The sequence below is a fragment of the Kitasatospora sp. MAA19 genome, assembly GCF_029894125.1.
Classification (GTDB): domain Bacteria; phylum Actinomycetota; class Actinomycetes; order Streptomycetales; family Streptomycetaceae; genus Kitasatospora.
On the sequence record NZ_JARXYZ010000001.1, the window covers coordinates 235652 to 259374 of the forward strand.

The window sequence follows — 23723 nt, forward strand, 5'->3', positions numbered from 1 at the left end:
GTGTCGCGATCCGGCACTCCCCCGAGGGGCGGCCGGTACCACCCCCAAGGAGGCGTTACCCGTGACCGAGGACCGCACGCCCGCAGTGGCCGAGAACCCCGAGTCCGCCGGCGGCGAGGAGCCGCAGCAGTTCAAGGGCCGCAAGAACGGCCTGTACGCCGAGATCTCCGACGAGCTGGCCGCTTCGATGAAGACCGGCTGGGCGGACACCGAACTGCACGGCCTCACCCCGGTCGCCCAGGCCCCGTACGCGGCCGAGCGCCGCGCCCGGCTGTCCGCCGCCTACCCCGGCGAGCGGCTGGTCGTCCCGGCCGGCAACCTGCGGGTGCGCTCCAACGACACCGACTACAGCTTCCGCGCCGCCAGCGAGTACGTGCACCTCACCGGTGACCAGACCGAGGACGCCGTGCTGGTCGCCGAGCCCACCGGCGACACCGGCCACGCGTTCGCCCTCTACCTGCTGCCGCGCTCCGACCGCGAGAACGGCGAGTTCTGGCTGGACGGCTACGGCGAGCTGTGGGTCGGCCGCCGGCACAGCCTGACCGAGCAGGAGCAGCTGCTCGGCCTGCCGGTGCGCGACGTCCGCAAGGCCGCCGAGGAGCTGGCCGAGCGCGCCAAGGACTCCGCCGCGCCCACCCGGATCGTCCGCGGCTACGACGCCGGCCTGGAGAAGGCGCTGGCCGACGCGCTGGACGCCGACCGGGACGCCGAGTTCACGGAGTTCCTGAGCGGCCTGCGGCTGGTCAAGGACGAGTGGGAGATCGGCGAGCTGCGCGCCGCCTGCGACGCCACCGTCAAGGGCTTCACCGACGTGGTCCGTGAGCTCGGCCAGGCCGTCGCCACCTCGGAGCGCTGGATCGAGGGCACCTTCTGGCGCCGCGCCCGGGTCGAGGGCAACGACGTCGGCTACGGCACCATCGCCGCCGCCGGCCCGCACGCCACCACCCTGCACTGGGTCCGCAACGACGGCGACGTGCGCCCCGGCGAGCTGCTGCTGCTGGACGCCGGTGTGGAGACCACCACCCTCTACACCGCCGACGTCACCCGCACCCTGCCGATCGGCGGCCGCTTCGACGACCTGCAGCGCAGGATCTACGACGCCGTGTACGAGGCCCAGGAGGCGGGCATCGCCGCGGTGAAGCCCGGCGCCCGGTTCCGCGACTTCCACGACGCCTCGCAGCGCGTGCTCGCCGAGCACCTGCTCGCCTGGGGCCTGCTGGACGGCTCGCTGTACGACGTCGAGAAGGTCCTGGAGCTGGGCCTGCAGCGCCGCTGGACCCTGCACGGCACCGGCCACATGCTCGGCCTGGACGTCCACGACTGCGCCCACTCGCGCCGCGAGGAGCACGTCGACGCCCTGCTGGTGCCCGGCATGGTCCTCACCGTCGAGCCCGGCCTGTACTTCCAGCAGGACGACCTGACGGTGCCCGCCGAGTACCGGGGCGTGGGCGTCCGGATCGAGGACGACATCCTGGTCACCGCCGACGGCAACGAGAACCTCTCGGCCGGCCTGCCGCGCCGCTCCGCGGACGTCGAGGAGTGGATGGCCTCGCTCGCCTGAGCCTCCGGCCCGCGCGCCGAGGGCCCGGCTCCCCGCAGTGGGGGCCGGGCCCTCGGGCGTCCGCGGGATCAGCGGACGTCGGGCCGGACCGTCACGGTGTCGCCGTAGTGGCCGTCCGACCCGGCGCCCACCCGGAGCTCCAGCGGGCCGCCCTGCCACGGCTTCGCCATCCCGACCCGGAAGGTGTACGAGACCGGCGCGCCCGTCATCACGCCGACCAGCTGGGACGGGGCCACCCGGTACCGGCCCTCGCAGTCCTGGTCCAGCTCGAAGGACTTCCACTCGTCCCCGACCTTGGCCTCGATGGTCACGTCCTCCGGGTTCACCCGGTCGCTGCCGGGCGAGGCCAGCACGACCACCGGGCGCAGACCGGCGGCGCCGTCCGGCGACGAGACCTTGAAGGTGAACTCGGTCGGGGTCCGGCCGACGACCATCGCGGTCGGGGTGGACACCGAGGTCACCACCGGGCGGTGGTGGTCGACGACCGCCACGTTCAGCACGCCCCGGGCCATGTCCCGGAAGGACGTGACGAACGGCACCGGGGCGTCCGCCTCGATCGCCAGCCGGCCCGGGTGGTTGGCCGCGTCCAGCCGCATCCGGTACTCGACCGTCCGGCTCTCGCCCGCGCCCAGTGTGAAGGCGGCGTCGTTGCCGGTACCGGCGTAGTCCATGCCGCCGCCCTGGCTGAGCGAGGGCAGGCTCTTCCAGCCCGAGGCGTCCTTGCGCTCCAGGGTGCCCTGCGCCATGGCGAGCACCACCTGGCACGGCGCGCCCTCGAACTGTCGGGTCGCCACCACCGGCGCCACCGCGCGGCTGCCCGAGGCGTCGTTGTTCTTCCAGGTCACCGAGAACGACACCAGGTCGCCCACCTCGACGCTCTGGCCCTCGCCGAGGCCGTTGAAGGTGATCCCGACGCCGCCGGCCGCGACGGGGGCGGGCTTGGCGGCCGGCTTGGGCTCCGTCGTGGCGGCGGGGTTGGTGGCGGGCTTGGGCTCCGTCTTGGCGGCGGGGTTGGCAGCGGTCTTCGACGCGGCCTTGGCCTTGGCGGCCGCGACGGCGGGGACCTCGACACTGGCGGCCGGCGTCTCGGCGGTGGGCGCGGGCGCTGCGGTCGACGCCGTGGACGGGTCGGCCGACGGGGTGGCGACCGGGGTCTGAGACGCGGAGACCGCGGGGGCCGGGGCCGGCACGCTCGCGGCGGAGCGGACGGCGGTCGGGGCGGCCAGCGCGCCGGTCTCCGGCGAACCGCAGGCGGCGACACCGACGGCGGCGACGACGGCCAGCGGAACAATCTTCACAATACGGGCGATAACGGACGCGTTCATGTGACAGTCCCCCCAGAGGACAGAGCGATGGCGTGATGGTGTGATCGAAGAGGCGGCGCGTTCCTCGCGCCCCGAGAAGCCGGCCCGAGCTCCGGCCCCTGCCGGCTCGCCCTCCCCGCCTCTCACCCTGATAGACGCGCATCCCCCCGAGGGGTTGCAGGTGGATCCAGACGTTTTCCCGCGACGTCGGCCCGGAACGCCGAAAGGCGCCGTGAGCAGGGCCTCCCCTGCTCACGGCGCCTCAACGACGGCACGTCGCGCGCTACTTCACGACGCGCACCGGCACGCTCTTCTCCCCGATCACGGTCAGGCTCGTGGTGCCGTCGTACGGCAGCGTCGCCCGGGCCGTCACCGGCATCACTCCGGCGCCGTCGGCGGCGTCGAGCGCCATCCGGTACTTCACCGTCCGGCTCGTGCCCGGTGCCAGCGGGAAGGAGGCCGCCTTGCCCTGCATCGCGTAGTCCGTGCCGCCGCCGGGCGAGAGCGGCAGCGGGACCCAGGCGTCGCCGTCCTGGCGCTCCAGCTTTCCGGCGTTCATAGGGATTGTCTGGTTCTGCGGCGTCCCCGCGTAGGCCTCGGTGTAGACCAGCGGCTGGACCAGTGCGTACGAGGTCTGGCTGGTGTTCTTGTACGTCACCGAGAAGGCGACCGGGGTGCCCTTCGCGGACACCTGCTGGCCGACGCCGAGGCCGTCCAGCGTGATGGCGACGTCATTGCCGTTCGACGAGGTGAGCGGCGCCTGGCGACCACTGAGGTCGAGGGTGTCGAGGATCGACACCAGGCCCGCCTGGTAGTCGGACTTGAGGCCGTTCGCCACGATGAACACCTGGTCGTCCTTCAGCCCCCACATCTGGCCGGTGAAGTCGTCGCCCGGCTTGCAGGTGACCTGCCACTGGGTCTTGGCGATCGGCCGGCCGGCCACGATGTCCCTGGTCCGGACCGGCGTGCCGACCTTCGCGTAGGGGCCGGTGGGGACGTAGGGGTGGCCCCAGACCGGGCAGTCGGCCTGGCGGCTCCAACCTCCGTCCGAGTCCAGGTCGTTCATCGTCGGCCAGAGCGCGTTCTTGACCTCGTCGGCGGTGTTGTAGGCGACGATCCAGACGCCGTACGGCTCGCAGGCCTGCGGGGTCCAGTCACCTTGGGCGCCCGCCGACGCGCCCGGGCTCAGGATGCAGACCCGGTCGTCCGTCGACTTCGGCGGCACCACCGACCAGCCGGCCGGGACCTTGAACCTGACGCCGCGGAAGGTGTACGGCGTCGCCACCGACGAGGTGGGTGGCGAGCTCGGCGGCCCGCTCGGGGTCGGGGTGTTGTCGGCGAGCGGCACCTCGGTCTGGGACGGCGCCGAGGGGGTGCCGGTGTCCGTCGGGGTGGCGGCCGGCGGCGGGGTCGGAGTGGGGGTGGCGGTCGGCTCGGCGGTCGGGCTCGGCGAGGTCGACAGGGTGGCGGCCGGCGGGGGGACGTCCTGCCGGGCCACCGGATCGCCGTGGAAGGTGAGCAGGCCGATCGCCAGGGAGGCGGCCAGGGCGAAGATCGGCACGGCCGTCAGGTACACCGGGCGCAATCGGCGCACCCGGCGGTTCGGCGGCTCCGCCGGGCGCAGGTCGTGTGCGGTGATCAGCGAGGCGCGGGCGTTCATCGCCTCGCGCAGCAGCCGTTCGGTCGGTGTCTCGGCCGGCCCGTCACCGTCCCGGCCTCCGCTCTTTCGGCCGGGAAGCTTGTCGGTCATCGAACCTTCTCCAGATGCTTTTCCAAGGCGTCCAGGGCCCGGCTGGCGGTGGACTTCACGGCACCCCGGGACAGCCCCAGGGTCTCGGCTATCTGCGCCTCCGACAGGTCGGACCAGTAGCGCAGCACCAGCACCTCACGCTGGCGGGTAGTCAGCTCCTGCATGGCCACGAGCACCCGCCGGTGCTCGTCGTTGAGCACCGCGTGGTCCTCCGCGGAGGCGGCGTCGGGCTCGTGCGGCGGCACGTACTCGCGGGCGGTCTTGCGGCGGCGCAGCATCGAGCGGGCGCCGTTGACCACCGAGGTGCGCAGGTATCCGAGCGCGTTGTCCAGGTCGTCCAGCTCCTCGCCGTACCGCTGGTAGAGCTGGGTGAAGGCCTCCTGCACGACGTCTTCGGCGAGGTCCTGATGGTCGACCAGGAGCACCGCCATCCGGACCAGGCCCAACCGGTGGGCGTGGTAGAGGTCGGTCAGGGTGGGCCGGTCCTCGACGGGCTTGCGTCCGCCGCGCAGCAGCCGGAAGCCGGAGCGCCGCTGCGCCGCCGTCTGCTCACCGCTCGGACCGGCGGGTTCCGCACCGGCCTCCTGCGCGCCGAACAGCAACCCGACCAGTCCGCGGACGGAGAAGCCGCGCCCCCTCGTTGGAACGGCGATCGGCCCGATGGCCATGGACATGTACGTTCTGCTTTCCCCCAGGACGGTGCGCGCGGCTCCGCGAGCGCCCGTCAGGACACCTGTCAGTTCGTGATCGAGGGAATCCTGCCAGCGCCCCCTGCCCCGGCAACCGTCACCCCCTATCGATGGACGTCCGGGCCGGGCTGAGGTTGCAGGCGACTGCGCAGGGATTTCCGACTGGCCGGAACGGCTACACTCACCGCCATCCCGCCACTTGTCAGCAGGGGGTCCGTATGGCCGAACAGCACGTCGAGGGCCCGGTCGCCACCGGGTCGGGCCCGGTGGCCGTCACCATCGGCCGGCGCCCGGAACCGGTGCACGACGTCGCGGTGTACGCCTTCGAGGGCATGGCGCCCTTCGAACTCGGCGTGGTGGTGGAGGTGTTCGGGCTGGCCCGGCCCGAGCTGGGCGGGCTGCTGGCCGCACCCTGGTACGGACTGAAGGTGTGCGCCGACCGGCCCGGGACGGCGCTGGACGCGGTGGGCGGGTTCACGCTGACCGCCCGGCACGGGCTGGACGACCTGGCCGCGGCCGACACCGTGGTGGTCCCCGGGGTGGCGAACGCGTTCAGCGGCGAGGTCTCCGCCGGGCTGGTCACGGCGCTGCGGACGGCGCACGAGCGCGGCGCCCGGATCGTCTCGATCTGCTCGGGCGCCTTCGCCCTGGCCGCCGCCGGGCTGCTCGACGGACGCGAGGCGACCACCCACTGGCGGTACGCCGACCTGCTCCAGCAGCGCCACCCGGACGTGCGGGTCACCCCGGACGTGCTGTACGTGGACAACGGCGACGTGCTCACCAGCGCGGGCAGCGCCGCCGGGATCGACCTCTGCCTGCACCTGGTCCGTCGGGACCACGGCGCCAAGGTCGCCAACAGCGTGGCCCGCCGCTTCGTGGTGCCGCCGCACCGGGACGGCGGGCAGGCCCAGTTCATCGAGGCGGCGATCCGCCCGGTCGAGGAGGAGGACGACGGGGTCGCCCGCAGCATGCGGTGGGCGATGGACCATCTGGCCTCCCCGCTGACCATCTCGCTGCTGGCCCGCGCCGCCCGGATGTCGGACCGCTCGTACCTGCGGCACTTCACCGCCCGCAACGGCACCAGCCCGATGCGCTGGGTCGTCACCCAGCGCATCGCGGCCAGCCTGCCGCTGCTGGAGTCCCCGGAGGGGACGGTGGAGGAGATCGCCGCGGCGGTCGGCTTCGAGAGCGCCGCGACCTTCCGCCACCACTTCGGCCGGGTGATGCGCACCTCCCCGACCGCCTACCGGCGCTCCTTCGGACGCGGGGTCGCGTAGCCCCCCGACCACGCGGCTCCGTGCCCGGCCTGCGCGGCCCCGTACCCCGGCTACGCGTTCTCGTGCCGGTCCGCGTTGGCGAGGATGGCGTCGTGCAGCCACTGCGCGAGGCCCGGGGCGAGGTTCTCGTAGGTGGTGGTCCACCGCGGGTCGGAGACGTACAGTCCGGCCAGGCCGCGGTGGATGGTGAACGTGCAGTCGTAGAAGTTCTGGCAGATGTGCTGCCGGTGCGCCTCGGCGAGGTCCATGGCGGCGGCCCCGTCGGCGGGCTCGCCGGCGGTGAGCGCCTCCACCAGGCGGGTGTTGAGGTCGGTCATCTCGGCCTGGATCCGCTGCCAGTCGGCCTTGCCGTAGCCGCCGGTGCGGCGCTGCGACTGGGCCCAGGCCTCGGTGGTGCCCCAGCGCTGCTCGGCCTCCTGCTCCCATTCCTCCTGGTAGCCCTCGCCGAAGATCTCGAACTTCTCTTCCGGGGTCAGCTGAATGCCCATCCTGCGTGCCTCCATGGCGTGTTCGACGGCCGTGGCGAGGTCCTGGAGGTGCCTGATCCGGTCGGTCAGCAGCGCGTGCTGCCGCCGGAGGTGCTCGCTCGGGCTGACCGAGTCGTCGTCCAGGATCGCCGCGATCCCTTCCAGGGGGAACCCGAGTTCGCGGTAGAACAGGATCTGCTGCAGCCGGTCGAGGTCGGCGTCCACGTACCGGCGGTAGCCGGCCCGGGTGCGGCCCGCGGGGGACAGCAGGCCGATCTCGTCGTAGTGGTGCAGGGTGCGGACGGTCACCTTGGCGATCTTGGCCACGGCACCGACCGAGTAGCCCTCGCTGCTCATCCGGTGTTCCTCCTTCGTGCTGACCACCACCCTCCGCTCTCACGCCGCGTGAGGGTCAAGCCGTCGTCGCACGGTCGGCCGGGGCCGCCTCGGAGGCCGGGCCCGGCCGGTCGGGCCTCCGGCGGTCGGGCCCGGACGGGTCAGGCCCCGGTGCCGGCCAGGACGCGCTCGCGCCGCCGCGAGGAGCGGCGCCGCCCCTCACCGTCCGCCGGGGGCCGCGGGCGGCGGGTCTGCTGGGTGGGCCAGAACAGCACGTACGCGGCGGAGACCACGACGAAGGCCAGCCGGACGAGGCCGCGGGCCGAGTCGGACGGGATGAACAGCGTCCCGCCGTACAGCGCGGCCAGCGCTATCCAGCTCCACCACGGGACGAGCCGCTTCTGCCCGACCGCGTCCCAGAGCAGGGTGCCGAGCAGGATCGAGGCGGTGTAGTAGGTGTAGACGCTCGGGTCGAGCAGGATCCGGGCGTCCGCGCCGAGCAGCACCACGGCCGGCCAGCGGCCGCGCCAGACGGCGACGGTGCCGAGGCCGAGGCCGAGGGCGAACTGGGTCGGGCGGTCCCACCAGGGGGTGGCCGGGTCGGTGACCCCGAACCAGCGCAGTGCGGAGGCCGGCTGGTTCGGGATGGTGAACTTGGCCGCGGCCAGGGTGTCCAGGTTGCCCAGGTAGAACGGCAGCCAGGCGATCGCCACCAGCCCGACGAACCAGATCGCGGTGCGCAGCCAGGCGGGCCTGGGAAGCGCCAGGATCAGCGGGGCGAAGGCGATCGCCCAGGGCTTGGAGTCGACCGCCAGCGCCAGGTAGACGCCGACCATGGTGGGCTTGCCGCGGGCGAGGGCGTGCGCGGCGAGGGTGGTGAAGAACAGCGCCAGGACGTCGTCCAGGTGCGCGAAGCGGACCGAGACCTCGACCCACATCGGGATGAACGCCAGCCCGGCGATCAGCAGGCGCTGCTGGAGCCGGCGGTGGTTGATGCCGGTGCCCAGGTAGTACAGGGCGGCGGTCCTGCCGATCAGGACCAGCATCACCAGGCCGAGCCCGGACATCGCCGCCTCGGCGATCAGCTGGCCGACGTGCGGCGAGAACGGGGCGGTGAGCCTGGCCGCGGCCAGGCTGACCGGGCCGATCTGCAGCTCCGGATGGTGGGCGTAGATCGCCAGCCCGCCGTCCGGCTGGCCGCTGAAGAGCAGCTGCTCGCCCTGGCGCAGGTAGTGCCAGGAGAAGCCGCCGCTGGGCTCGACCAGGAAGAACCAGAGCACCGTCCAGACGACCAGCAGAACGTGGTGTCTGCGCAGCGGCAGTCCCGCGATCCGCCCGGTCGCCGCCTCGTAGTCGGTGGCAGCCCGTGCCGTGCGTGATTCCCGCACCTGTCCCTCTCCCCGCCGGTTCCGCCCCCCTCCGGCCGGACATCCTATGTGACGGAGGTGTACCGTCCGCGCCGCCCGGAGGTCCGTGGGACGGACGGCCGGGCGACGCGGACGGCATTCAGGCAGTACCGCCTCGGTGTGGCGGCAGGGCTTGTCCGACAATTCGCGTCACATCAGCGCGCGGCGGGAATTGTGAGACAAGCCATAGGCCGCGATCAGCCCTGCTGGGCCGACTTGCGGCGGCGCAGCACCACGAGGGTGCCGACACCGGCCAGCAGCACGGCGCCGCCGGCGGCGGCGATGGCGGTGGTGTCGTCACCGCCACCGGTCTGGGCCAGGGCCTTGTCGCCGCTGTCGGCGGCGGCCTTGGCCTTGGCCACCACGGCCGGGGTGAGCGGCGGGGTGGGGAGGGTCGGGACGGCCACCGGGAAGTCGATCGGGCCGGCCGTGTCGCCGTTGCCGTCGCCCGGGGCCGGGGCGGCGGTCGAGGCGGAGGCGGAGGCGGACGGCGCGCCGGTGGCCGGGGTGGTCGCCGGGGCCGAGGTCGACGGCGTGGTCGGCCCGGTGCTCGGGGTGGTGGTGGCCGTCGCGGTGGCGGTGGCCGTCGGCGAGGTGCTCGCGCTGGGCGAGGTGCTCGCGGTCGGCGAGTGGCTGGCCGTGGGCGAGGTGGAGGCCGTCGGCGAGTGGCTGGCCGTGGGCGAGGTGCTCGCGGTCGGGCTGGGCTTGCCGGTGTGGGTCGGGCTGACGGTCGGGCTCGGCTTGCCGCCACCGCCGGCCTTGATCACGAAGCCCGCGCCGCGGACGCCGTCGCAGCTGAGGCGGCCCTGGTCGACCGGCTCATGGGTCTCGTCGTCGAGCTCGGCGGAGAACACCACCGGGACGACGCCCGCCCGGCCGAGCGGTGCCTCCGAGGTGAAGGAGACCCGGACCTTGATCGAGAAGCTCTTGCCGCGGTTCACGACGAGCAGGTCGTCGCCGGTGGGGTTGCCGTCCGGGCCGAGGGCGCCGAGCAGGGTGAGGACGGACTTGTCCTCGTCCTCGCTGCCGTCGGGGGCGACCGAGCCGGTCTGCCACTGGCCGCCCGGCAGCTGGTACTGGACCTTGAGGTCCTTCGCCCTGAGCGAGTCGGCCTTGTTCTTGAACTTGAGCAGCGGCAGGAAGATGAAGTCGTGGTTCGTCGAGTTGTCGACCTTGAAGGTGAAGTCGCGGGCGTCGCCGCCCGCGATGAAGGTGCCGGGCACCCCGTTCACCGAGAGGTCGAGGCTCTGGTGGGAGCCCTTCCCGGCCTGCTGGGCGGCGGCGGACGGAGCGCCGGTGGTGCCGACGGCCATGGCGCCCTGGGCGCCGGACAGCACGAGCGAGGACGTGAGCGCGGCGGCGCCGGCAAGGGCAAGACTGCGACGTATGGACAAGGGAGACCTCACGGAAGAGTCCGGGCGAGGCCCGGGGCGCGGTGGGGCGGCCGTGGACGCCGTGAACCCCCGCGAAGCTTGAAAGTCCGACGGAGATTACCGAAAGATCCGGCCACTCCGGAAGGCGGGTGTCACACGACGGTCCGCTCATGGGACAGGGGTGCCCGAATCGTCCAACTCCGTCCGTCGATAAGGCTTTTGCTCTTTACCGAAAGATGACCGGAGAGTGACGGGTACACGCCCGGACGACCGTATCGCACGGGCCCGGCATGGCTGGAAGCGATCGGTCGTGTGAACGTCCGGCGAACGCCCTGCGGTCGACCGCCTGAACATCCCGTGCACGCCGGTCGGAGTGTTCTCGTGCTCGGACCGCGACGAAGCGCGCGCTCAGTCCGGGTTCTCGTGCTCGGACCGCGACGAAGCGCGCGCTCAGTCCGTGAAGAAGGACTTGGCGGCGATCAGCGCCCGCTCGTCGCGCAGCACGTCCCCCGGACGGGTGCCGTTGCCGAGCAGCGCGCCGCCCCACCGCATCCCCAGGTACTCGGCCGTCAGCCGGAGCGTACCGATCAGCGGCTCGGCCTTGTCGACCTCGGTGGCGAGGGCGGTGACACCCCAGATCGTGCCGCCGCGCATCCGGGCGCGGAAGTCCGCCCCGGGCAGCCGGAGCCAGGCCGACCAGTGGTCGAGGTAGAGCTTCGCGCTGGTCGGCAGCGAGTACCAGTACAGCGGTGCGACGAAGACCAGGTCGGTGGCCGCCAACGTGGCCTCCAGCAGCGTCCGTTCGTGGCCGACCGGCTCGGGGTAGCGGCCGTCCCCGGTGTGCCGCAGATCCTCGAAGGGCGGCAGCGGGTGCTCGCGCAGCCGCAGCCAGCGCTGCTGCGCCCCGGCCGGCAGGCTCGCCCCGGCGGCCAGCCGGGCGAGCTGCTCGGAGTTGCCGTCGGCGCGTGAACTGGCGTTGAGGAACAGGAAGCTGCGCGGCGCGTCGGCGCCGGCGTGCTGATCGGCCATCGGTACTCCCCCGGTCTGGTGGTGCGATCGGAGGTGCGAGCACGCCGTGCGCCCCGGTTATTCCGGGCCGGGGCCCCGGAGTCCGCTTGGGCCGGAGGGGCCCAAGCGCTAGTCGGGCAGGCCGGCCCGGCGGCGGGCGACGGCCGCGACGGCCGCCCAGTCCTTGTCGGCGTCGCCGTGGGCCAGCGCGTCCAGGAAGGCGTCCCGCAGGATGCCGCCGAACGGCAGCGGGACGTTCCGCGCGGCCCCGGCCTCCAGGGCGAGGCCGACGTCCTTGAGGCCCAGCGGCAGCCTGAACCCGGCCGGCTCGTAGCGGCGTTCGGCGACCATCGCGCCGTACCCGGAGTAGACCGGCCCGGGGAACAGCGTGCCGGCGAGCATCTCGACCAGGTCGGTCGGCCGGACGCCGTGGGCCTCGGCCAGGCTGCACGCCTCCGCCATCGACTCGATCGCGCAGGCCAGCAGGAAGTTGGTGCTGATCTTGGCGGTGTTGGCCTGCCGCGGGCTCGCCCCGAAGTGCCAGGTGCGCTCCCCCATCGCGGCGAACAGCGGCTCCGCCCGGGCCAGCAGCTCCGGCGCGCCCGCGGCCAGGATGTTCAACCGGCCGGCCGCCGCGACCGGGGGCCGGCCGAGCACGGGTGCGGCCAGGTAGCCGATGCCGTGCTCGGCGTACACCGCCTCGGCGCGCTCGGCGAGCCCGACCGAGACGCTGGCCATGTTGACGTGCAGGGTCGCGGCGGCGCCGGAGAGCAGGGCGGGGTCGAGCAGCAGCCGCTCGACCGCCTCGTCGTTGGCGAGCATGGAGACCACCGTGTCGGCGGCGAACACCTCGGCGAGCGTGCCGGCCGCCTCGGCACCCTGGGCCGCCATGACGGCCACCGGCTCGGGCGAGCGGTTCCAGACCCGGACGGTGTGGCCGGCCCGCAGCAGGCTGCCGGCCATGCCCTGCCCCATCGCACCCAGCCCCACGAAGCCGACCGTCGTCCCGGCCATCCCACACTCCCGTCGCCGTCACCGTATCTGCGGCCGACTGTACGTCAGGTGCGGGCGGACCGCGTTCACGCGCAGGCGCGCTCCGGCAGGCGGACGCGGCCGCGCTCCAGTTCGGTGACCACCCGGTGGCGCAGCAGCTCGTACTGGGCCTGGAGCCGGCCGGGGCGGGCCGGGCGGGCCACCGGACGACCGGGGCTGACCAGCTCGTCCGGCCCGAACTGCTCGCGGGTGAGGTCGATCTCGAAGCCGGTGGCGAAGCGGTTCCACCAGTGCAGGTCCGTCCGGATCCCGCCGACGTGCACCTCGCCCATCATCAGCTCGCCGCCGAGCAGGTCGTGCACCACCATCGCCGTCACCCCGCACTGACCGCGGGCGGGGTTGTCGGGACGCCAGTGGGCCAGATCCTCGGGCGCACAGGTGTCGACACCCCAGGAGGAGCGGATCGCACGTTCGATGTCGTTGAGGGTCCACGCCGTCATAGCGGGAAGCCTGCCATGCACCACTGACAGCAGCACCGGCTTTTCAGAGGGCCACCCCGTGTTCTGCGGAGACCTTCTCGATCTTCACCCGAACGAGCAGTTCCCCCGGCACGCCGTTCCGGGCCCCGTACTGCTCCGCGAGGTCCTCGCCCATGTACCGGGCGGCGATCCGGGTGGCCCAGGCGCGCACCTCGGCCAGGTCCTCGCTCAGGCGGGCGGTGCCCTGCAGGAGGACGTACGAGAAGGGCGGCCGGTCGTCGTCCACGCAGAGCATCACCCGGCCGTCGCGGGCCAGGTTGCGGCCCTTGACGGTGGCGGCGCCCGTGTTGAGGACGAGCTCGTCGCCGTCCAGCAGGAACCAGATCGGCGCGACGTGCGGGCGGCCGTCGGCTCGGGTGGTGGCGAGCTTGGCGGTGCGGGTGCCCTCGGTGAGGAACGCCCGCCACTGGTCATCGGTCATCGTCGGCATGGCGCCCATCCTGGCCCGTCGGTCCACCCCGCGCATCGGGGACGGACCGACCGGCCGGGGGTCACTTCGCCAGCGCGGCGACGCCCGCCTGCGCGAACTGCTCGTCCAGGTCGCCGCTGGGCGCGCCCGCGACACCGATCGCCGCGACCGGGGCGCCCTTGGACTGCACCGGGGCGCCGCCGGCCAGGAACAGCGTGCCCGGGATGTCCTTGAGGGTCGGGGCCTGGGCCAGCCGCTTGGTCAGCTCCGAGGTCGGCGCGTTCCAGGAGACCGCCGTGAACGCCTTGCGCTGGGCCGACTCCGGGGACTGCGGGCCCGCGCCGTCGCCCTTGAGCAGCACCCGGGTGACGCCGTCCCGGTCGACGACCGCGACCGAGACGTGCTGGCCCGCCTTGGCCGCCGCGTCCAGGGTGGCCTGGGCCGCGCGGGTGGCGGCGTCGATGGTCAGGCCGGTGCTCTGGGCGAGGTTCTTGTTCTGGGTGTCGACCTTCACCGCGGCGGGCGCGGCCGGGGTCTCGGAGGTCTCGGCGCTGGCCGAGACGGCGCCCGCGGTCGCGGCGAGCGCGGCGGCGGCGAGGGTGCCGGTCAGCACCCGGGTGCGCACGGAGATCTTCTTCATGGTCCAGCTCCTCAGCGGGTCGGCGAACGGGATCGGGGACGCCGGGCGACAGGGGGTCCGTCCGGCTCTGCCTCGATCCTCCGGCCGCGACCGGCCCGGCCACATCGACGCTCCGGCGCGACCGCGCGGGCATGATGGAGGACACCGGCGTCAACCGATCGGCTGATGCGGGACCGGGCCGGACGGGTCACCATCGAGGGATCGGTGCAGGTCAGTGCGCCGAGCTTCCGTCCAGGTACCGGGTGCCCGCCCGGAGCCCGAGCGCCCGTCCAGCCAGGAGCCACCCGTGCAGCAGTCCCGCCCCGCCGCCGGCCGCGACAGCGAGCTTGGCAGTGACGGCCCGGACGCGGGCCGGCTGGCGCTGTTGCTCGACTCCGCCTTCCTGCTGCTGCTCGCCGCCGCGCTCAGCCGCTACCTCTCCCACCACGCCGGCAACCCCTGGACCCCCTGGGTGATCGGGCTGAGCGCCGCGCTGGCCGTCGCCCAGCCGGCCGGCTCCTGGCTCGCGCACCGCCACCCGCCCGAGCCCGGGCCCGGTGGTCGGGCCCCGCGTCAGCGCCGGTGGCCGCTGGCGATGGTGGTCGCGCTCTGGGTGGTGCTGGTGCTGCTCGCGCCGAGCTTCGCCTGGTGCGCCGTCCCGCTGGTCTACACGGCGCTGCGCACGCTCCCCGCCCGGGCCGCGATCCCGCTGGTGGCGGCCCTGACGCTGCTGGTGGTGGTCGGCGAGATCCGGCTCCCCGGCGGGGCGGACGCCACCCTCGTCCTGCTGCCGCCCGCGGTGGCCGCGCTCGCCACCGGCGTGTTCCTGTTCATGGCGCGGCAGGACGCCCGGCAGCGCGCCCTGATCGCCGACCTGGTCCGCACCCGGCGCGAACTCGCCGCCACCGAGCGGCGGGAGGGCACCCTCGCGGAGCGCGAGCGGCTGGCCATGGAGATCCACGACACCCTGGCACAGGGACTGTCCAGCCAGCAGATGCTGCTGCAGGCCGCCGAACGCACCTGGGACACCGAGCCGGCGACCGCGCGCACCCACGTCCGGACCGCCGCCGACGTGGCGGCCCGCAACCTGGCCGAGGCCCGCCGCTTCGTCCACGACCTCGCGCCGGCCGAACTGGCCGACGGCCGTCCGCTCGACCGGGCGCTGGCCGCGCTCGCCGAGCGGGAGGCCGCCGAGAGCGGACTGCCCGTCCGCTTCCACCTGGACGGCACGCCCGTCCCGCTGCCCGCCGCCGCGCAGTCCGCGCTGCTGCGGATCGCCCAGGGCGCGCTGGCCAACGTCCGGGAGCACGCCGGAGCGTCGGCCGCGGCGATCACGCTGTCCTTCCTCGGCGACCAGGCCGTCCTGGACGTCGCCGACGACGGACGGGGTTTCGACCCGCGGGCGGTCGGGGCGGCCGGCGGCCGCGGGTACGGGCTGCCGGCGATGCGCGCCCGGCTGCGGCAGTTCGGTGGCACGCTGACCGTGGAGAGCACCCCTGGCGAAGGCACCGTCGTCTCCGCCGCGATCCCCCTGGAGCACCAGTGAGCGAACGAAGCCAACTCGTCCTCGGCAGACGGGCGGTGGGCCCTTCCCGCCGCCCGGTGGCGGCGCTGTCGGCCGACGGCCGCCGTGGCAGCGGGCGCGACGAAGTGAGCGGGTGCGGCGGGGTGGGCGGGTGCGGCGGGGTGGGCGGGCTCGGCGGGGTGGGCGGGCTCGGCGAAGTGAGCGGGCGCGACGGGGTGTGCGTATGAGCACCGCCGGCTCCCCCGTCCGGCTGCTGGTCTGCGACGACCACGCGGTGGTCCGTGCCGGGCTGCTGGCGCTGCTCGCCAGCGCGGGCGACATCACGGTGGTCGGCGAGGCGAGCACCGGCGAGGAGGCGGTCGCGCTGGCCGCCCGGCTGGCCCCGCAGGTGGTGCTGATGGACCTCCAACTCGGCGACGGCATCGACGGCGTGGAGGCCACCCGCCGGATCACGGCCGCCGCGGGCGGCCCGCACGTGCTGGTGCTCACCACCTACGACACCGACGCCGACATCACCCGGGCGATCGCCGCGGGCGCCACCGGCTACCTGCTGAAGGCCGAGCAGCCGGAGGAGTTGTTCGCCGCCGTGCACGCCGCCGCGCGGGGCCGCACGGTGCTCTCGCCGCCGGTCGCCTCCCGGGTGATGGCGCAGATGCGGGCGCCCGCGCCGCAACTCACCGAGCGCGAGCAGGACATCCTCGCGCAGCTGGCGCAGGGGCTGGGCAACCGGGAGATCGCCCGGGCGCTGTTCATCAGCGAGGCCACCGTGAAGACCCATCTGGGCCGGATCTACGACAAGTTGGGGGTGGACACCCGGGCCGGCGCGGTGGCGGTGGCCAAGGAACGCCGGCTGCTGCGCTGACGGCACCTCACCTTCGGCCGCGTCACCGGCCATACCGCGCACCGCGACCCGCCCGGCCCGCGACCCGCGACCCGCCCGAGCCGGCTCGACCACCCGCCGACGAGCCGCTCGACCGCCGACCGGCCCGTCGGCTGCGCTCAGCGCTCGCGCGGTGTCACTGCGTGCTGCCATGATGATCGGAGTGTCGGATTCCACCGCCGCCCGTGTCGAGCGCGCGGCCCGTACGGTCGCTCGGCGCGCGTGTCGCCGTACGGTCGGCGGATGCCCCGCGGTACTCAACCCGCTGGTCCGACGCCTTCCGGGACCTTCCGGGCCGACCGTCACGTTTGTGGATTTTTCGTGGATCCCGCTATTGACAAACCAACCACGCGGTTTGTTAGCGTGATACCAACGACGTCCCCGGGGGTGGGGGCTCGCCGGGGCCTGTGCGGACCGCTCTCGCCGGAGGGTGCTGCCAGGGGGGAACGGCGAGGCTGCCGGGGAGTCGGGGGGAGCGGCAGCGCCGAAGCCGCGCGACGAGGCGGTGCGGAGCGAGTCCGGGGGGACTCGCTCCGCGCCTCCCCTTCCCCCTCCCGTTTCCAGCCTTCGGCCCGGCCCGGCTAGACCATCGCGCTCCAGTACGGGCAGCACACGTGCGGCAGCGGCGCGGGGCCGCGACCGCCGGCGCCCTGCAGCGGCGGCAGCCGCTCCGAACGGGCCACCCCGGGCGAGTCGGCGGTCAGCCCGGCCTCGCCCAACTCGCCGAAGCGCAGCGCCAGTCGATAGCCGTCCAGGGTGACGGCGGCGACTCCGGGGCGGTCCCGGCAGGCGTTCAGCGAGGTGATCGTCCAGCCGCGCTGCCGCCAGTGCCGCTCCACCGCGCCCACCAGCGCCGCCCGGCGGGCCGCCGAGACGATGGTGAGGATGTCCCGCCCCCGGGTGACGTACCAGAGCACGTCCGAATCCGGCCCCGGCAACGGCAGCCGCGCACCCGCCCCGGGTGCCGCCCCTTGCCAGGCCGGCGCCGGCCGAACGGCGTCCAGGGTGTCCTGGAGAAGCGTCTCGCAGCGCTCGGCGGCGTCGAGTTGATCGACCGCCACCGCGGGGCCGGGCCACCGGGCGGGCGGCACGACCGGCACACCGCCTCGGCCTCCGTTCGGGAGTCCGACGTTGAGTTCGGCACCACCTGGCTGCACTGGGCCCCTCCGCTCCTCCCGGCGTTCAGGCCGGGCAGGGATTCCGTCACTGCTTGGACGGCGGACGCGGGTGGACAGTTCCGCCCTCACCGTTCCCACACCCTCCCCCGCGCCCCTCCGGTGCGCCCTTCACGCCCCCTTCATTGCACTACACGGTGCAGTTGAATCACTGATCTGCACCGTGTAGTTTACTTCTCGTCGACGGAAACCGCCCGCCGACCGCCCGACCAGCCGGAAAGGCCCAACACCCATGCCCACCATCACCGTCGGCACCGCCCGCATCCCCTACCGCGTCGTCGGCTCCGGCCCCGACACCCTCGCCCTGGTCCACGGCACCGGCCCCGGCTCCGCCATGTGGGACGGCCTGCTGGACGCCTTCACCGACCGCTACACCGTGCTGCTGCCCGACCTGTCCGGCAGCGAGGCCGCCGAGGACGACGGCGCCGCGCTCACCCTGGAAACCCTCGCCGCCCAGGTCAACGCCGTCATCGACGCCGCCGGCCGCGGACCCGCCGATATCCTCGGCTTCTCGCTCGGCGCCGTCGTCGCCACCGCGGCCGCCGCCCTGCGCCCCGACCAGGTCCGCCGCCTGGTCGCCGCCGCCGGCTGGATCAGCGCCGAACAGGACGAGTACCTGCGCCTCTCCATGGCCACCTGGCTGTCGCTCGCCGACCACCCCGCAGCCTTCGGCGGCTACGCCACCCTCACCGCGTTCAGCCGCGGCTTCCTCAACCGGATCGGCCGCGAGGCCGTCGAGGCCAACGCCGCCTACCTGCAGCCGACCCCCGGCACCCTGCGGCACATCGCCCTCGACCTCAGCCTGGACCTCGCTCCGCTGCTCCCCCGCGTCCAGGCCCCCACCCTGGTGATCGGCTGCACCCAGGACGCCACCATCCCGGTGGAGAACACCCGCCGCCTGCACGCCGCCCTGCCCGGCAGCGAGTACGCCGAGTTCGACACCGGCCACATCGTGATCGCCGAGGAGACCGCGAATTTCACCAGGACCGTCCGGGACTTCCTCGCCGCCGCCTGAACGCCGCGACCCGGCCGACCCGTCTGACCAGGGACGCCGTCCCGTCAGAGCACACCGAGCGCACCTTGGCAAGACCCGTGACAGAACGTCCGATAACCACGCCCCCACACAAGTTCGAATTGACCGATCGTCAGCTCGCGAGGAGAGACTGATTTGACCGCCGATGTTCGCACACAACCCGCGATTCCGACCGGGAGACCACCATGCGCATACTCTTCACCGGCCCGGCCGCCGCCGGCCACCTCTTCCCGATGGTGCCCACCGCCCAGGCCCTGCGCGCCGCCGGACACGACGTCCTGTTCGCCAGCGCGCAGCCGCTGGAACAGCTCCGGTCCGCCGGATTCCCGATCGTCGAGATCGGCGACGGACGCGGCCTGCGGGAGATGTTCCAGGAGTTCCTCGGCGAGGAGATGCAGTACGTCTCCCCCGAGCGACCGCAGGCCGAGATCCTCGCCAACGCGGCCCGCGCCTTCGCCCACGGCTCCCGACCCGCCGTCGACCACCTGCTGGAGGTCGCCGCCAGCTGGAGCCCCGACCTGCTCATCCACGACTCCTTCCACGCCGCGCCCCCGCTCGTCGCGGCCAAACTCAAGATCCCCTCGGTGGTCCACAACTTCGGAGTCACCCCCGGCGGCGCCATGGTCAAGCTCCTCGCCGAGAGCTTCACCGACGTCTACGAGCGGCACGGCCTCACCGGGCCTGCCGAGGCCACCGCGCTGAACCTCGGCCCGCTCGGCGGCGACCCGGACGGCCTGCGGATGCGCTACGTGCCCTACAACGGCGGCGGCGTGGTCCCCGCCGAGTTCCTGCACGCCGCCGACCGCCCCCGGATCACCATCACCCTGGGCACCGTCCTCACCGAACTCGACGGCGTCAACGCGGTCGTCCGCCTCGTCCAGGCCGCCGCCGAGGTCGACGCGGACTTCCTGCTCGCCGTCGGCGGCGCCGACCTCACCCCGCTCGGCACCCTGCCCGCCAACGTCCGCGCCCTGCCCTGGGTGCCGCTCAACGAACTGCTCGGCCGCTCCGACGCCCTGATCCACCACGGCGGCTCCGGCACCATGCTCACCGCCCTCCAGGCCGGCCTGCCCCAGCTGCTCCTGCCCCAGGGCGCCGACCACTTCGCCAACGCCGAGGCCCTCACCGCCGCCGGAGCCGCCCTGCGCTCCACCTCCGACACCGTCGACACCGCCACCCTGAACCGTCTCGTCACCGACCCCGACCTCCGCGCCGCCGCCCGCTCCGTCCAGGCCGCCAACACCGCCCTCCCGACCCCCGCCGCCCTCGTCCCCGCCCTCGAAGCCCTCACCACCTCCTGACTCCCGTCCCACCCCGAGGAAGCCGCAGGCCGCCAACCTGCGGCTTTCCGCACACCCTCTGACCTCGCGTGGATTCTGCTCAACTCCCCCGCAGCGCCTCGGCCCTCGGCCCTCGGCCCTCGGCCCGACTCACAGCCCGATGGGCCTTCGTCCAGACGAAGTACCGCCGAGGTTTCTCGCCTCACCGCGATACGTCGACACTTCCGGCTTCAAGATCGGACACAGCGGCCACAGCGGCCCCGAAGTCCTCCACCCGAACATCTGGCACGGCCACGGTCCCGGCCAGGTCCCTCTCTGGCTGGACAGGGCCAGACGGGCCGGGCTCGCCCTCGTCGACCCGCTCGAAGGTTGGCGTCAGGCCCTGATCGCCGCGGACGTGGTCCTGGGCGACTTCGGCTCGGTCAGCTCCTACGCGGCCGCGTGCGGCACCCCCGTACTGCTGGGAGCCGCCGGTCTCGATGCGCTCGGGGAGTCGTCACCCGTCGCGGCGTTCGTCCGGTCCTCCCCCCGCCTCGATCCGTACGGCCCGCTGTTGCCCCAGCTGGACAAGCTGCTCGCCGACCACCGCCCCCTCGACGGGCCGGCCGAGTCGACGACCTCGGTTCCCGCTACTCGCGCAGTCCCATGGCCTCGACCGGCTCTCTGCGCAGCGCCAGCCGGGTGGTCAGCAGCACCGTGCCCAGACCCAGCAGCGCCGCCCCGCCCAGCACCGCGGCCGCCCAGGCCGCGGGAACGGAGGGCCAGGCCGAGCCGGTGAGCGCGAGGCTGACGGGCACCAGGACGGCGGCGGTGACCGCGGCGCCGAGGACGAGGGCCACGCCGACCGTGATGCCGCCCTCCCAGGCCATCATGCGCAGGATCTGTCGGCGCGTGGTGCCCACCAGGCGCAGCAGGGCGAACTCGCGCAACCGCTCGGTCGTGGCCATCACCAGGGTGTTGACGACGGCGATGGCGGTGAAGAGGCTGATCATGCCGAGGAGCAGCCGGCCGACGGCCGTGGCCGACTCCTGCCGGTGCCTGCGCGCGTTGTCGTACGTGGCCCGGTCGCTCGTACGGGCCATGGGGTAGGCGGAGGCGAGGTTCTGGAGTTCCCGGCCGACCTGCTGAGGGTCGGCGTCGGGGGCGGACCGGACCAGGACCGTCGGCGCGAGAAAGTTCGGCGTGTGGGCGGCCGCGAACTCGGTGGGCAGGAGCGCGTCGGCGAACCGCAGGTCGCGGTCATAGACGGCGACCACCGTGGCGATGCTCTCGGTGCCGTCCGGCCAGCCGATCCGGACCTCGGTGCCGACGCCGGCGTCGAGGGCGGAGGCGGACCGCTGCCCCAGCGCCACGCCGTCTCCGCGTAGTTGGGCCAGCGAACCCGCAGTGACCCCGGGTTCGAGCAGCTCGGACAGATCCTGGGGATCGACCACCTGGGCGTCGATCCCCTGCGAGCCGGCGGTGCCGGGCGACGCGGCGGACACCATGGTCATGGTGGGGACGACCCCACTGACCGCCTTCACACCGGGCAGTCGGCGAGCGGCGGCGACGAAGTCCGGGGGCAGCCCGATCCCGTCGGCCTGGACCACGTGATCGGCCCGCAGCCTTCGACCGTCCTCGGTCACGGCGGCCTGGGCCTTGACGCCGGGGACGAACAGCACGGTGCTGGTAAAGGCCACGGCCAGCGCCAGCGGGGTGACGGCGGCGGCGAAGCGGCGAGGCTGGGTGCGCAGGGCTGCGGACGCGAGGAACCCCGCTACGGGGAAGAGCCTGCCCACTGGTCCACCGATCACCACACTGGCGACCCGCCCGATCACCGGTCCGAGGAGTGCCACCCCCAGGAGGAGGAGCAGCACCATGCTCTCGGCCGTGCCGGCCCCGCTGCGGCTGCCTGTGGAGGACGACAGCACCACGGCGCACACGGCGAGCGTCCCGGCCCCGAGCACCGCCCGTACCCAGCCGATCCGTGGCGCGGGCGCAGAGGACTCGCGCAGGGCCTGGGTCGGTTCGACCCGGGACGCCCGGCGCGCGGAGGCCCACACGGCGAGTTGCGCGGTGACGACGACCCCGCCGACGACGGTCAGCAATGCGGTGGGCCCGACGTGGAGCGGTACGTCGGAGCGGACCACACCGCGGTCGACGAGTGCGCCGCGGAGCAGCGAGGCGACGCCGACCCCGACCGGGCATCCGACCAGCGCGGCGCCGATGGTCAGGACCAACGTCTCCATCGCGATCATCCGCCGCACCTGTCCCGAGGTGGCGCCCACGGCCCGTAGCAGTGCCATCTCCCGCAGGCGTTGCTGGACGGTGAGCGCGAGCGCTCCCGCCACCACGAACACCGAGATGAGCAGGGACAGGATCCCGACGGTCCCGGCGAGCGAGGCCAGGCCGTCCCCGGGCCCGGGTGTGTTCGAGAACTCCCACTCGCCCCGCTGGGCACCGGTGTTCACCCAGGGCCCGGACCAGAGCTCCGTGCCAGTGGCCGGGAAGGTCTCGGCGAGGACCTGTTCGGCCTGCGCGGCCAGCGCCCGCGGGTCGGCTCCGTCCCGCGCCGTGATGCCGATCGCGTCCGCGCCCCTGGTGGTACCCGCGAGCCGGGCTGCCTGGTCGGGGCTGAAGAAGAGGACCGTCTGGCGTGCCAGCTTCCTTGGGGGTGAGGCCAGTCCGGCCACCGTGTAGGCGCGGGGGGCCGTGGTGGTGGCCAGCCGTACGGTGTCGCCGGGCTTCAGCCCTCCGCGTGCCGCCGTCGCGCTGTCGAGGACCACCTCGTCAGGGCCGGTCGGCGGGTGACCGGAGGTAAGTTCGAAGGGGGCGAGGACGGCGCTGGTCCAGGAGTGCCCGAGGGAGGCTCCGCCCTGCGGGCCGGAGAGAATCTGCCCCGATTCGGTGATCACAGCGGCAGGGAAGGAGACCTCCGGGGCTGCAGTCCCGGCGCCGGGCAGCGCGGCCAGCTGTCCGATCAGCGGATCGACGTCGGCCATACGGGTCGAACCGCCGATCACGACCGGGGCCGCGGCGTAACGTTCGGTGGGGGTGCCCGCGCGCAGAGCGGACTCCAGCAGGACGCCGCACGCGGCGGTCAGGACGAGGGCGAACGACAGTGCGGTGAAAGCCCCGGCGAAGCCCGCTTTCCGGGCGCGTACCGTCTGCCAGGCCAGTAGGAGCATGCCGTTCAGCGCCTTCCCAGGTGGGTCATCCGGTCCGCGACCTGCTCGGGCGAGGGGGCGGCAAGGGCCTCGGCGAAGGAGCCGTCCGCCAGGAAGAACACCTGGTCCGCGTAGGAGGCGGCGACCGGGTCGTGCGTCACCATGATCACGGTCTGCCCCAGTCCGTCGACCACGTGCCGCAACAGTCGGAGGACCTCTGTTCCGGTGGTGCTGTCCAGGGCGCCCGTGGGCTCGTCCGCGAAGACGACCTCGGGCCGTGTCACCAGGGCCCGAGCAATCGCCACTCGCTGCTGTTGGCCGCCGGACAGCTGTGTGGGCAGGTGCCGCACCCGGTCGGCGAGGCCGGTCCGGTCGAGGATCTCCGTCAGCCATGTCCGGTCCGCCCGGCGCCGGGCCAGTCGCAACGGCAGAGTGACGTTCTGCTCGACCGTCAGGGACGGCAGCAGGTTGAAGGACTGGAAGACGAAGCCGATCCGCTGCCGGCGCAGGACGGTCAGCTCGGTGTCGCCGAGCGTCCCCAACTCCAGTCCAGCCAGCCGGACCTGCCCGGATGTCGGGCGGTCGAGTCCGGCAGCGCAGTGCAGGAACGTGCTCTTCCCGGACCCGGAGGGGCCCATCACCGCGGTGAACCCACCCCGCCGGAATTCCATCGACACCTCGCGCAGGGCGTGCACGGCCCCCGCTCCGCGCCCGTACACCTTGCTCACCCCGTCGAGCCGGACCGCCAGGTCCGGTTCCGAAGTGGAATGGATCTGTTCCGGATCGCTGGAATCCGCAGTCCGAGAGAAAACGGGAATCCCCTCCTCGATGTGGCACCCTGCCCTCATCGACCGCAAGCCTAGCCAAATCCACACCGCCCGCCTGAACCTCCGGCGACTTCCGGACAGCGGCCGGGCGGCGGCCACGAGAGCATTTCCCCAGGCCATCCGGTC

General features: G+C 73.6%; 20 protein-coding genes and 1 pseudogene. 7 read left to right on the forward strand and 14 right to left on the reverse strand.

The window, feature by feature from the left end; genetic code table 11:
- Nucleotides 1–61: 61 nt before the first annotated feature.
- Nucleotides 62–1561 carry an aminopeptidase P family protein gene (locus P3T27_RS01055; RefSeq protein WP_280673656.1) on the forward strand — a complete coding sequence of 500 codons (1500 nt, stop codon included), beginning with the start codon at nt 62–64 and terminating at the stop codon, nt 1559–1561.
- Between the two features lie 68 nt (nt 1562–1629).
- On the opposite strand, the gene P3T27_RS01060 is transcribed toward P3T27_RS01055, so the two are convergent.
- From P3T27_RS01060 to P3T27_RS01070, 3 genes are all read right to left on the reverse strand, one after another.
- Entirely contained in the window at nt 1630–2886 is a 1257-nt protein-coding gene (locus P3T27_RS01060; protein ID WP_280673658.1) for a hypothetical protein, read from the reverse strand.
- A 262-nt stretch (nt 2887–3148) separates the two neighbouring features.
- Entirely contained in the window at nt 3149–4615 is a 1467-nt protein-coding gene (locus P3T27_RS01065; RefSeq protein WP_280673659.1) for a hypothetical protein, read from the reverse strand.
- A complete protein-coding gene (locus P3T27_RS01070; protein WP_280673660.1) occupies nt 4612–5289 on the reverse strand; it encodes a SigE family RNA polymerase sigma factor in 678 nt (225 codons plus the stop codon). Before P3T27_RS01070 ends, P3T27_RS01065 begins: the two co-directional genes overlap by 4 nt.
- A 233-nt stretch (nt 5290–5522) precedes the next feature.
- Between P3T27_RS01070 and P3T27_RS01075 the strand changes: the two genes are divergently transcribed.
- Complete coding sequence (locus P3T27_RS01075) at nt 5523–6581, forward strand: helix-turn-helix domain-containing protein (RefSeq protein ID WP_280673661.1); 1059 nt, start codon at nt 5523–5525, stop codon at nt 6579–6581.
- A 50-nt stretch (nt 6582–6631) separates the two neighbouring features.
- Here P3T27_RS01075 and P3T27_RS01080 read toward each other — a convergent pair whose 3' ends face one another.
- The 8 genes from P3T27_RS01080 to P3T27_RS01115 all read right to left on the reverse strand — a co-directional run bounded on the left by P3T27_RS01080 (nt 6632) and on the right by P3T27_RS01115 (nt 13752).
- On the reverse strand, nt 6632–7405 hold the full coding sequence (locus P3T27_RS01080; protein WP_280673663.1) for a MerR family transcriptional regulator: 774 nt from the start codon (nt 7403–7405) through the stop codon (nt 6632–6634).
- A 140-nt stretch (nt 7406–7545) separates the two neighbouring features.
- Nucleotides 7546–8706 (reverse strand): hypothetical protein, encoded by a 1161-nt coding sequence (locus tag P3T27_RS01085; RefSeq protein WP_280674096.1) that lies wholly within the window; start codon nt 8704–8706, stop codon nt 7546–7548.
- A gap of 281 nt (nt 8707–8987) precedes the next feature.
- Nucleotides 8988–10184, reverse strand: coding sequence for an LPXTG cell wall anchor domain-containing protein (locus P3T27_RS01090; RefSeq protein ID WP_280673665.1), 1197 nt, complete (start codon nt 10182–10184; stop codon nt 8988–8990).
- A 429-nt stretch (nt 10185–10613) separates the two neighbouring features.
- The gene (locus P3T27_RS01095; protein ID WP_280673667.1) at nt 10614–11192 is read right to left on the reverse strand and encodes an NAD(P)H-dependent oxidoreductase; all 579 of its coding nucleotides are present in this window, start codon (nt 11190–11192) and stop codon (nt 10614–10616) included.
- Nucleotides 11193–11300: 108 nt separating this feature from the next.
- Nucleotides 11301–12185, reverse strand: a complete 885-nt coding sequence (locus P3T27_RS01100; protein ID WP_280673669.1) for an NAD(P)-dependent oxidoreductase — start codon at nt 12183–12185, stop codon at nt 11301–11303.
- A 65-nt stretch (nt 12186–12250) separates the two neighbouring features.
- Nucleotides 12251–12664, reverse strand: coding sequence for a hypothetical protein (locus tag P3T27_RS01105; protein WP_280673671.1), 414 nt, complete (start codon nt 12662–12664; stop codon nt 12251–12253).
- A gap of 43 nt (nt 12665–12707) precedes the next feature.
- Nucleotides 12708–13124: a PPOX class F420-dependent oxidoreductase gene (locus tag P3T27_RS01110; protein WP_280674097.1), complete on the reverse strand. Its 417-nt coding sequence runs from the start codon at nt 13122–13124 to the stop codon at nt 12708–12710.
- A gap of 70 nt (nt 13125–13194) precedes the next feature.
- Complete coding sequence (locus P3T27_RS01115) at nt 13195–13752, reverse strand: heme-binding protein (RefSeq protein ID WP_280673673.1); 558 nt, start codon at nt 13750–13752, stop codon at nt 13195–13197.
- A 286-nt stretch (nt 13753–14038) separates the two neighbouring features.
- On the opposite strand from P3T27_RS01115, the gene P3T27_RS01120 reads away from it, so the two are divergent.
- Together P3T27_RS01120 and P3T27_RS01125 are read left to right on the forward strand one after the other, a co-directional pair.
- Nucleotides 14039–15277: a sensor histidine kinase gene (locus tag P3T27_RS01120; RefSeq protein WP_280673675.1), complete on the forward strand. Its 1239-nt coding sequence runs from the start codon at nt 14039–14041 to the stop codon at nt 15275–15277.
- A 202-nt stretch (nt 15278–15479) separates the two neighbouring features.
- Nucleotides 15480–16118, forward strand: coding sequence for a response regulator transcription factor (locus tag P3T27_RS01125; protein ID WP_280673677.1), 639 nt, complete (start codon nt 15480–15482; stop codon nt 16116–16118).
- A 599-nt stretch (nt 16119–16717) separates the two neighbouring features.
- Here P3T27_RS01125 and P3T27_RS01130 read toward each other — a convergent pair.
- Nucleotides 16718–17236 carry a hypothetical protein gene (locus P3T27_RS01130; RefSeq protein WP_280673679.1) on the reverse strand — a complete coding sequence of 173 codons (519 nt, stop codon included), beginning with the start codon at nt 17234–17236 and terminating at the stop codon, nt 16718–16720.
- Nucleotides 17237–17543: 307 nt separating this feature from the next.
- Between P3T27_RS01130 and P3T27_RS01135 the strand changes: the two genes are divergently transcribed.
- The 3 genes and pseudogenes from P3T27_RS01135 to P3T27_RS01145 all read left to right on the forward strand — a co-directional run.
- A complete protein-coding gene (locus P3T27_RS01135) occupies nt 17544–18326 on the forward strand; it encodes an alpha/beta hydrolase (RefSeq protein ID WP_280673681.1) in 783 nt (260 codons plus the stop codon).
- A gap of 203 nt (nt 18327–18529) precedes the next feature.
- Nucleotides 18530–19645, forward strand: coding sequence for a nucleotide disphospho-sugar-binding domain-containing protein (locus P3T27_RS01140; RefSeq protein WP_280673683.1), 1116 nt, complete (start codon nt 18530–18532; stop codon nt 19643–19645).
- A 244-nt stretch (nt 19646–19889) separates the two neighbouring features.
- A pseudogene (locus tag P3T27_RS01145) lies at nt 19890–20252 on the forward strand (hypothetical protein); the annotation flags it as partial.
- 1 nt (nt 20253) lies between these two features.
- On the opposite strand, the gene P3T27_RS01150 reads toward P3T27_RS01145, so the two are convergent.
- Both P3T27_RS01150 and P3T27_RS01155 read right to left on the reverse strand, forming a co-directional pair.
- On the reverse strand, nt 20254–22791 hold the full coding sequence (locus P3T27_RS01150; RefSeq protein WP_280673685.1) for an ABC transporter permease: 2538 nt from the start codon (nt 22789–22791) through the stop codon (nt 20254–20256).
- A gap of 5 nt (nt 22792–22796) precedes the next feature.
- Nucleotides 22797–23543 carry an ABC transporter ATP-binding protein gene (locus P3T27_RS01155; RefSeq protein ID WP_280674098.1) on the reverse strand — a complete coding sequence of 249 codons (747 nt, stop codon included), beginning with the start codon at nt 23541–23543 and terminating at the stop codon, nt 22797–22799.
- Nucleotides 23544–23723 lie beyond the last annotated feature (180 nt).

Excerpts from the sequence above, each read along its gene's own strand:
- P3T27_RS01060 (WP_280673658.1), bottom strand. The coding sequence starts at position 2,886 with ATGAACGCGTCCGTTATCGCCCGTATTGTGAAGATTGTTCCGCTGGCC.
- P3T27_RS01065 (WP_280673659.1), bottom strand. The coding sequence starts at position 4,615 with ATGACCGACAAGCTTCCCGGCCGAAAGAGCGGAGGCCGGGACGGTGAC.
- P3T27_RS01070 (WP_280673660.1), bottom strand. The coding sequence starts at position 5,289 with ATGTCCATGGCCATCGGGCCGATCGCCGTTCCAACGAGGGGGCGCGGC.
- P3T27_RS01075 (WP_280673661.1), top strand. The coding sequence starts at position 5,523 with ATGGCCGAACAGCACGTCGAGGGCCCGGTCGCCACCGGGTCGGGCCCG.
- P3T27_RS01080 (WP_280673663.1), bottom strand. The coding sequence starts at position 7,405 with ATGAGCAGCGAGGGCTACTCGGTCGGTGCCGTGGCCAAGATCGCCAAG.
- P3T27_RS01095 (WP_280673667.1), bottom strand. The coding sequence starts at position 11,192 with ATGGCCGATCAGCACGCCGGCGCCGACGCGCCGCGCAGCTTCCTGTTC.
- P3T27_RS01100 (WP_280673669.1), bottom strand. The coding sequence starts at position 12,185 with ATGGCCGGGACGACGGTCGGCTTCGTGGGGCTGGGTGCGATGGGGCAG.
- P3T27_RS01105 (WP_280673671.1), bottom strand. The coding sequence starts at position 12,664 with ATGACGGCGTGGACCCTCAACGACATCGAACGTGCGATCCGCTCCTCC.
- P3T27_RS01110 (WP_280674097.1), bottom strand. The coding sequence starts at position 13,124 with ATGACCGATGACCAGTGGCGGGCGTTCCTCACCGAGGGCACCCGCACC.
- P3T27_RS01115 (WP_280673673.1), bottom strand. The coding sequence starts at position 13,752 with ATGAAGAAGATCTCCGTGCGCACCCGGGTGCTGACCGGCACCCTCGCC.
- P3T27_RS01125 (WP_280673677.1), top strand. The coding sequence starts at position 15,480 with ATGAGCACCGCCGGCTCCCCCGTCCGGCTGCTGGTCTGCGACGACCAC.
- P3T27_RS01135 (WP_280673681.1), top strand. The coding sequence starts at position 17,544 with ATGCCCACCATCACCGTCGGCACCGCCCGCATCCCCTACCGCGTCGTC.
- P3T27_RS01140 (WP_280673683.1), top strand. The coding sequence starts at position 18,530 with ATGCGCATACTCTTCACCGGCCCGGCCGCCGCCGGCCACCTCTTCCCG.
- P3T27_RS01150 (WP_280673685.1), bottom strand. The coding sequence starts at position 22,791 with ATGCTCCTACTGGCCTGGCAGACGGTACGCGCCCGGAAAGCGGGCTTC.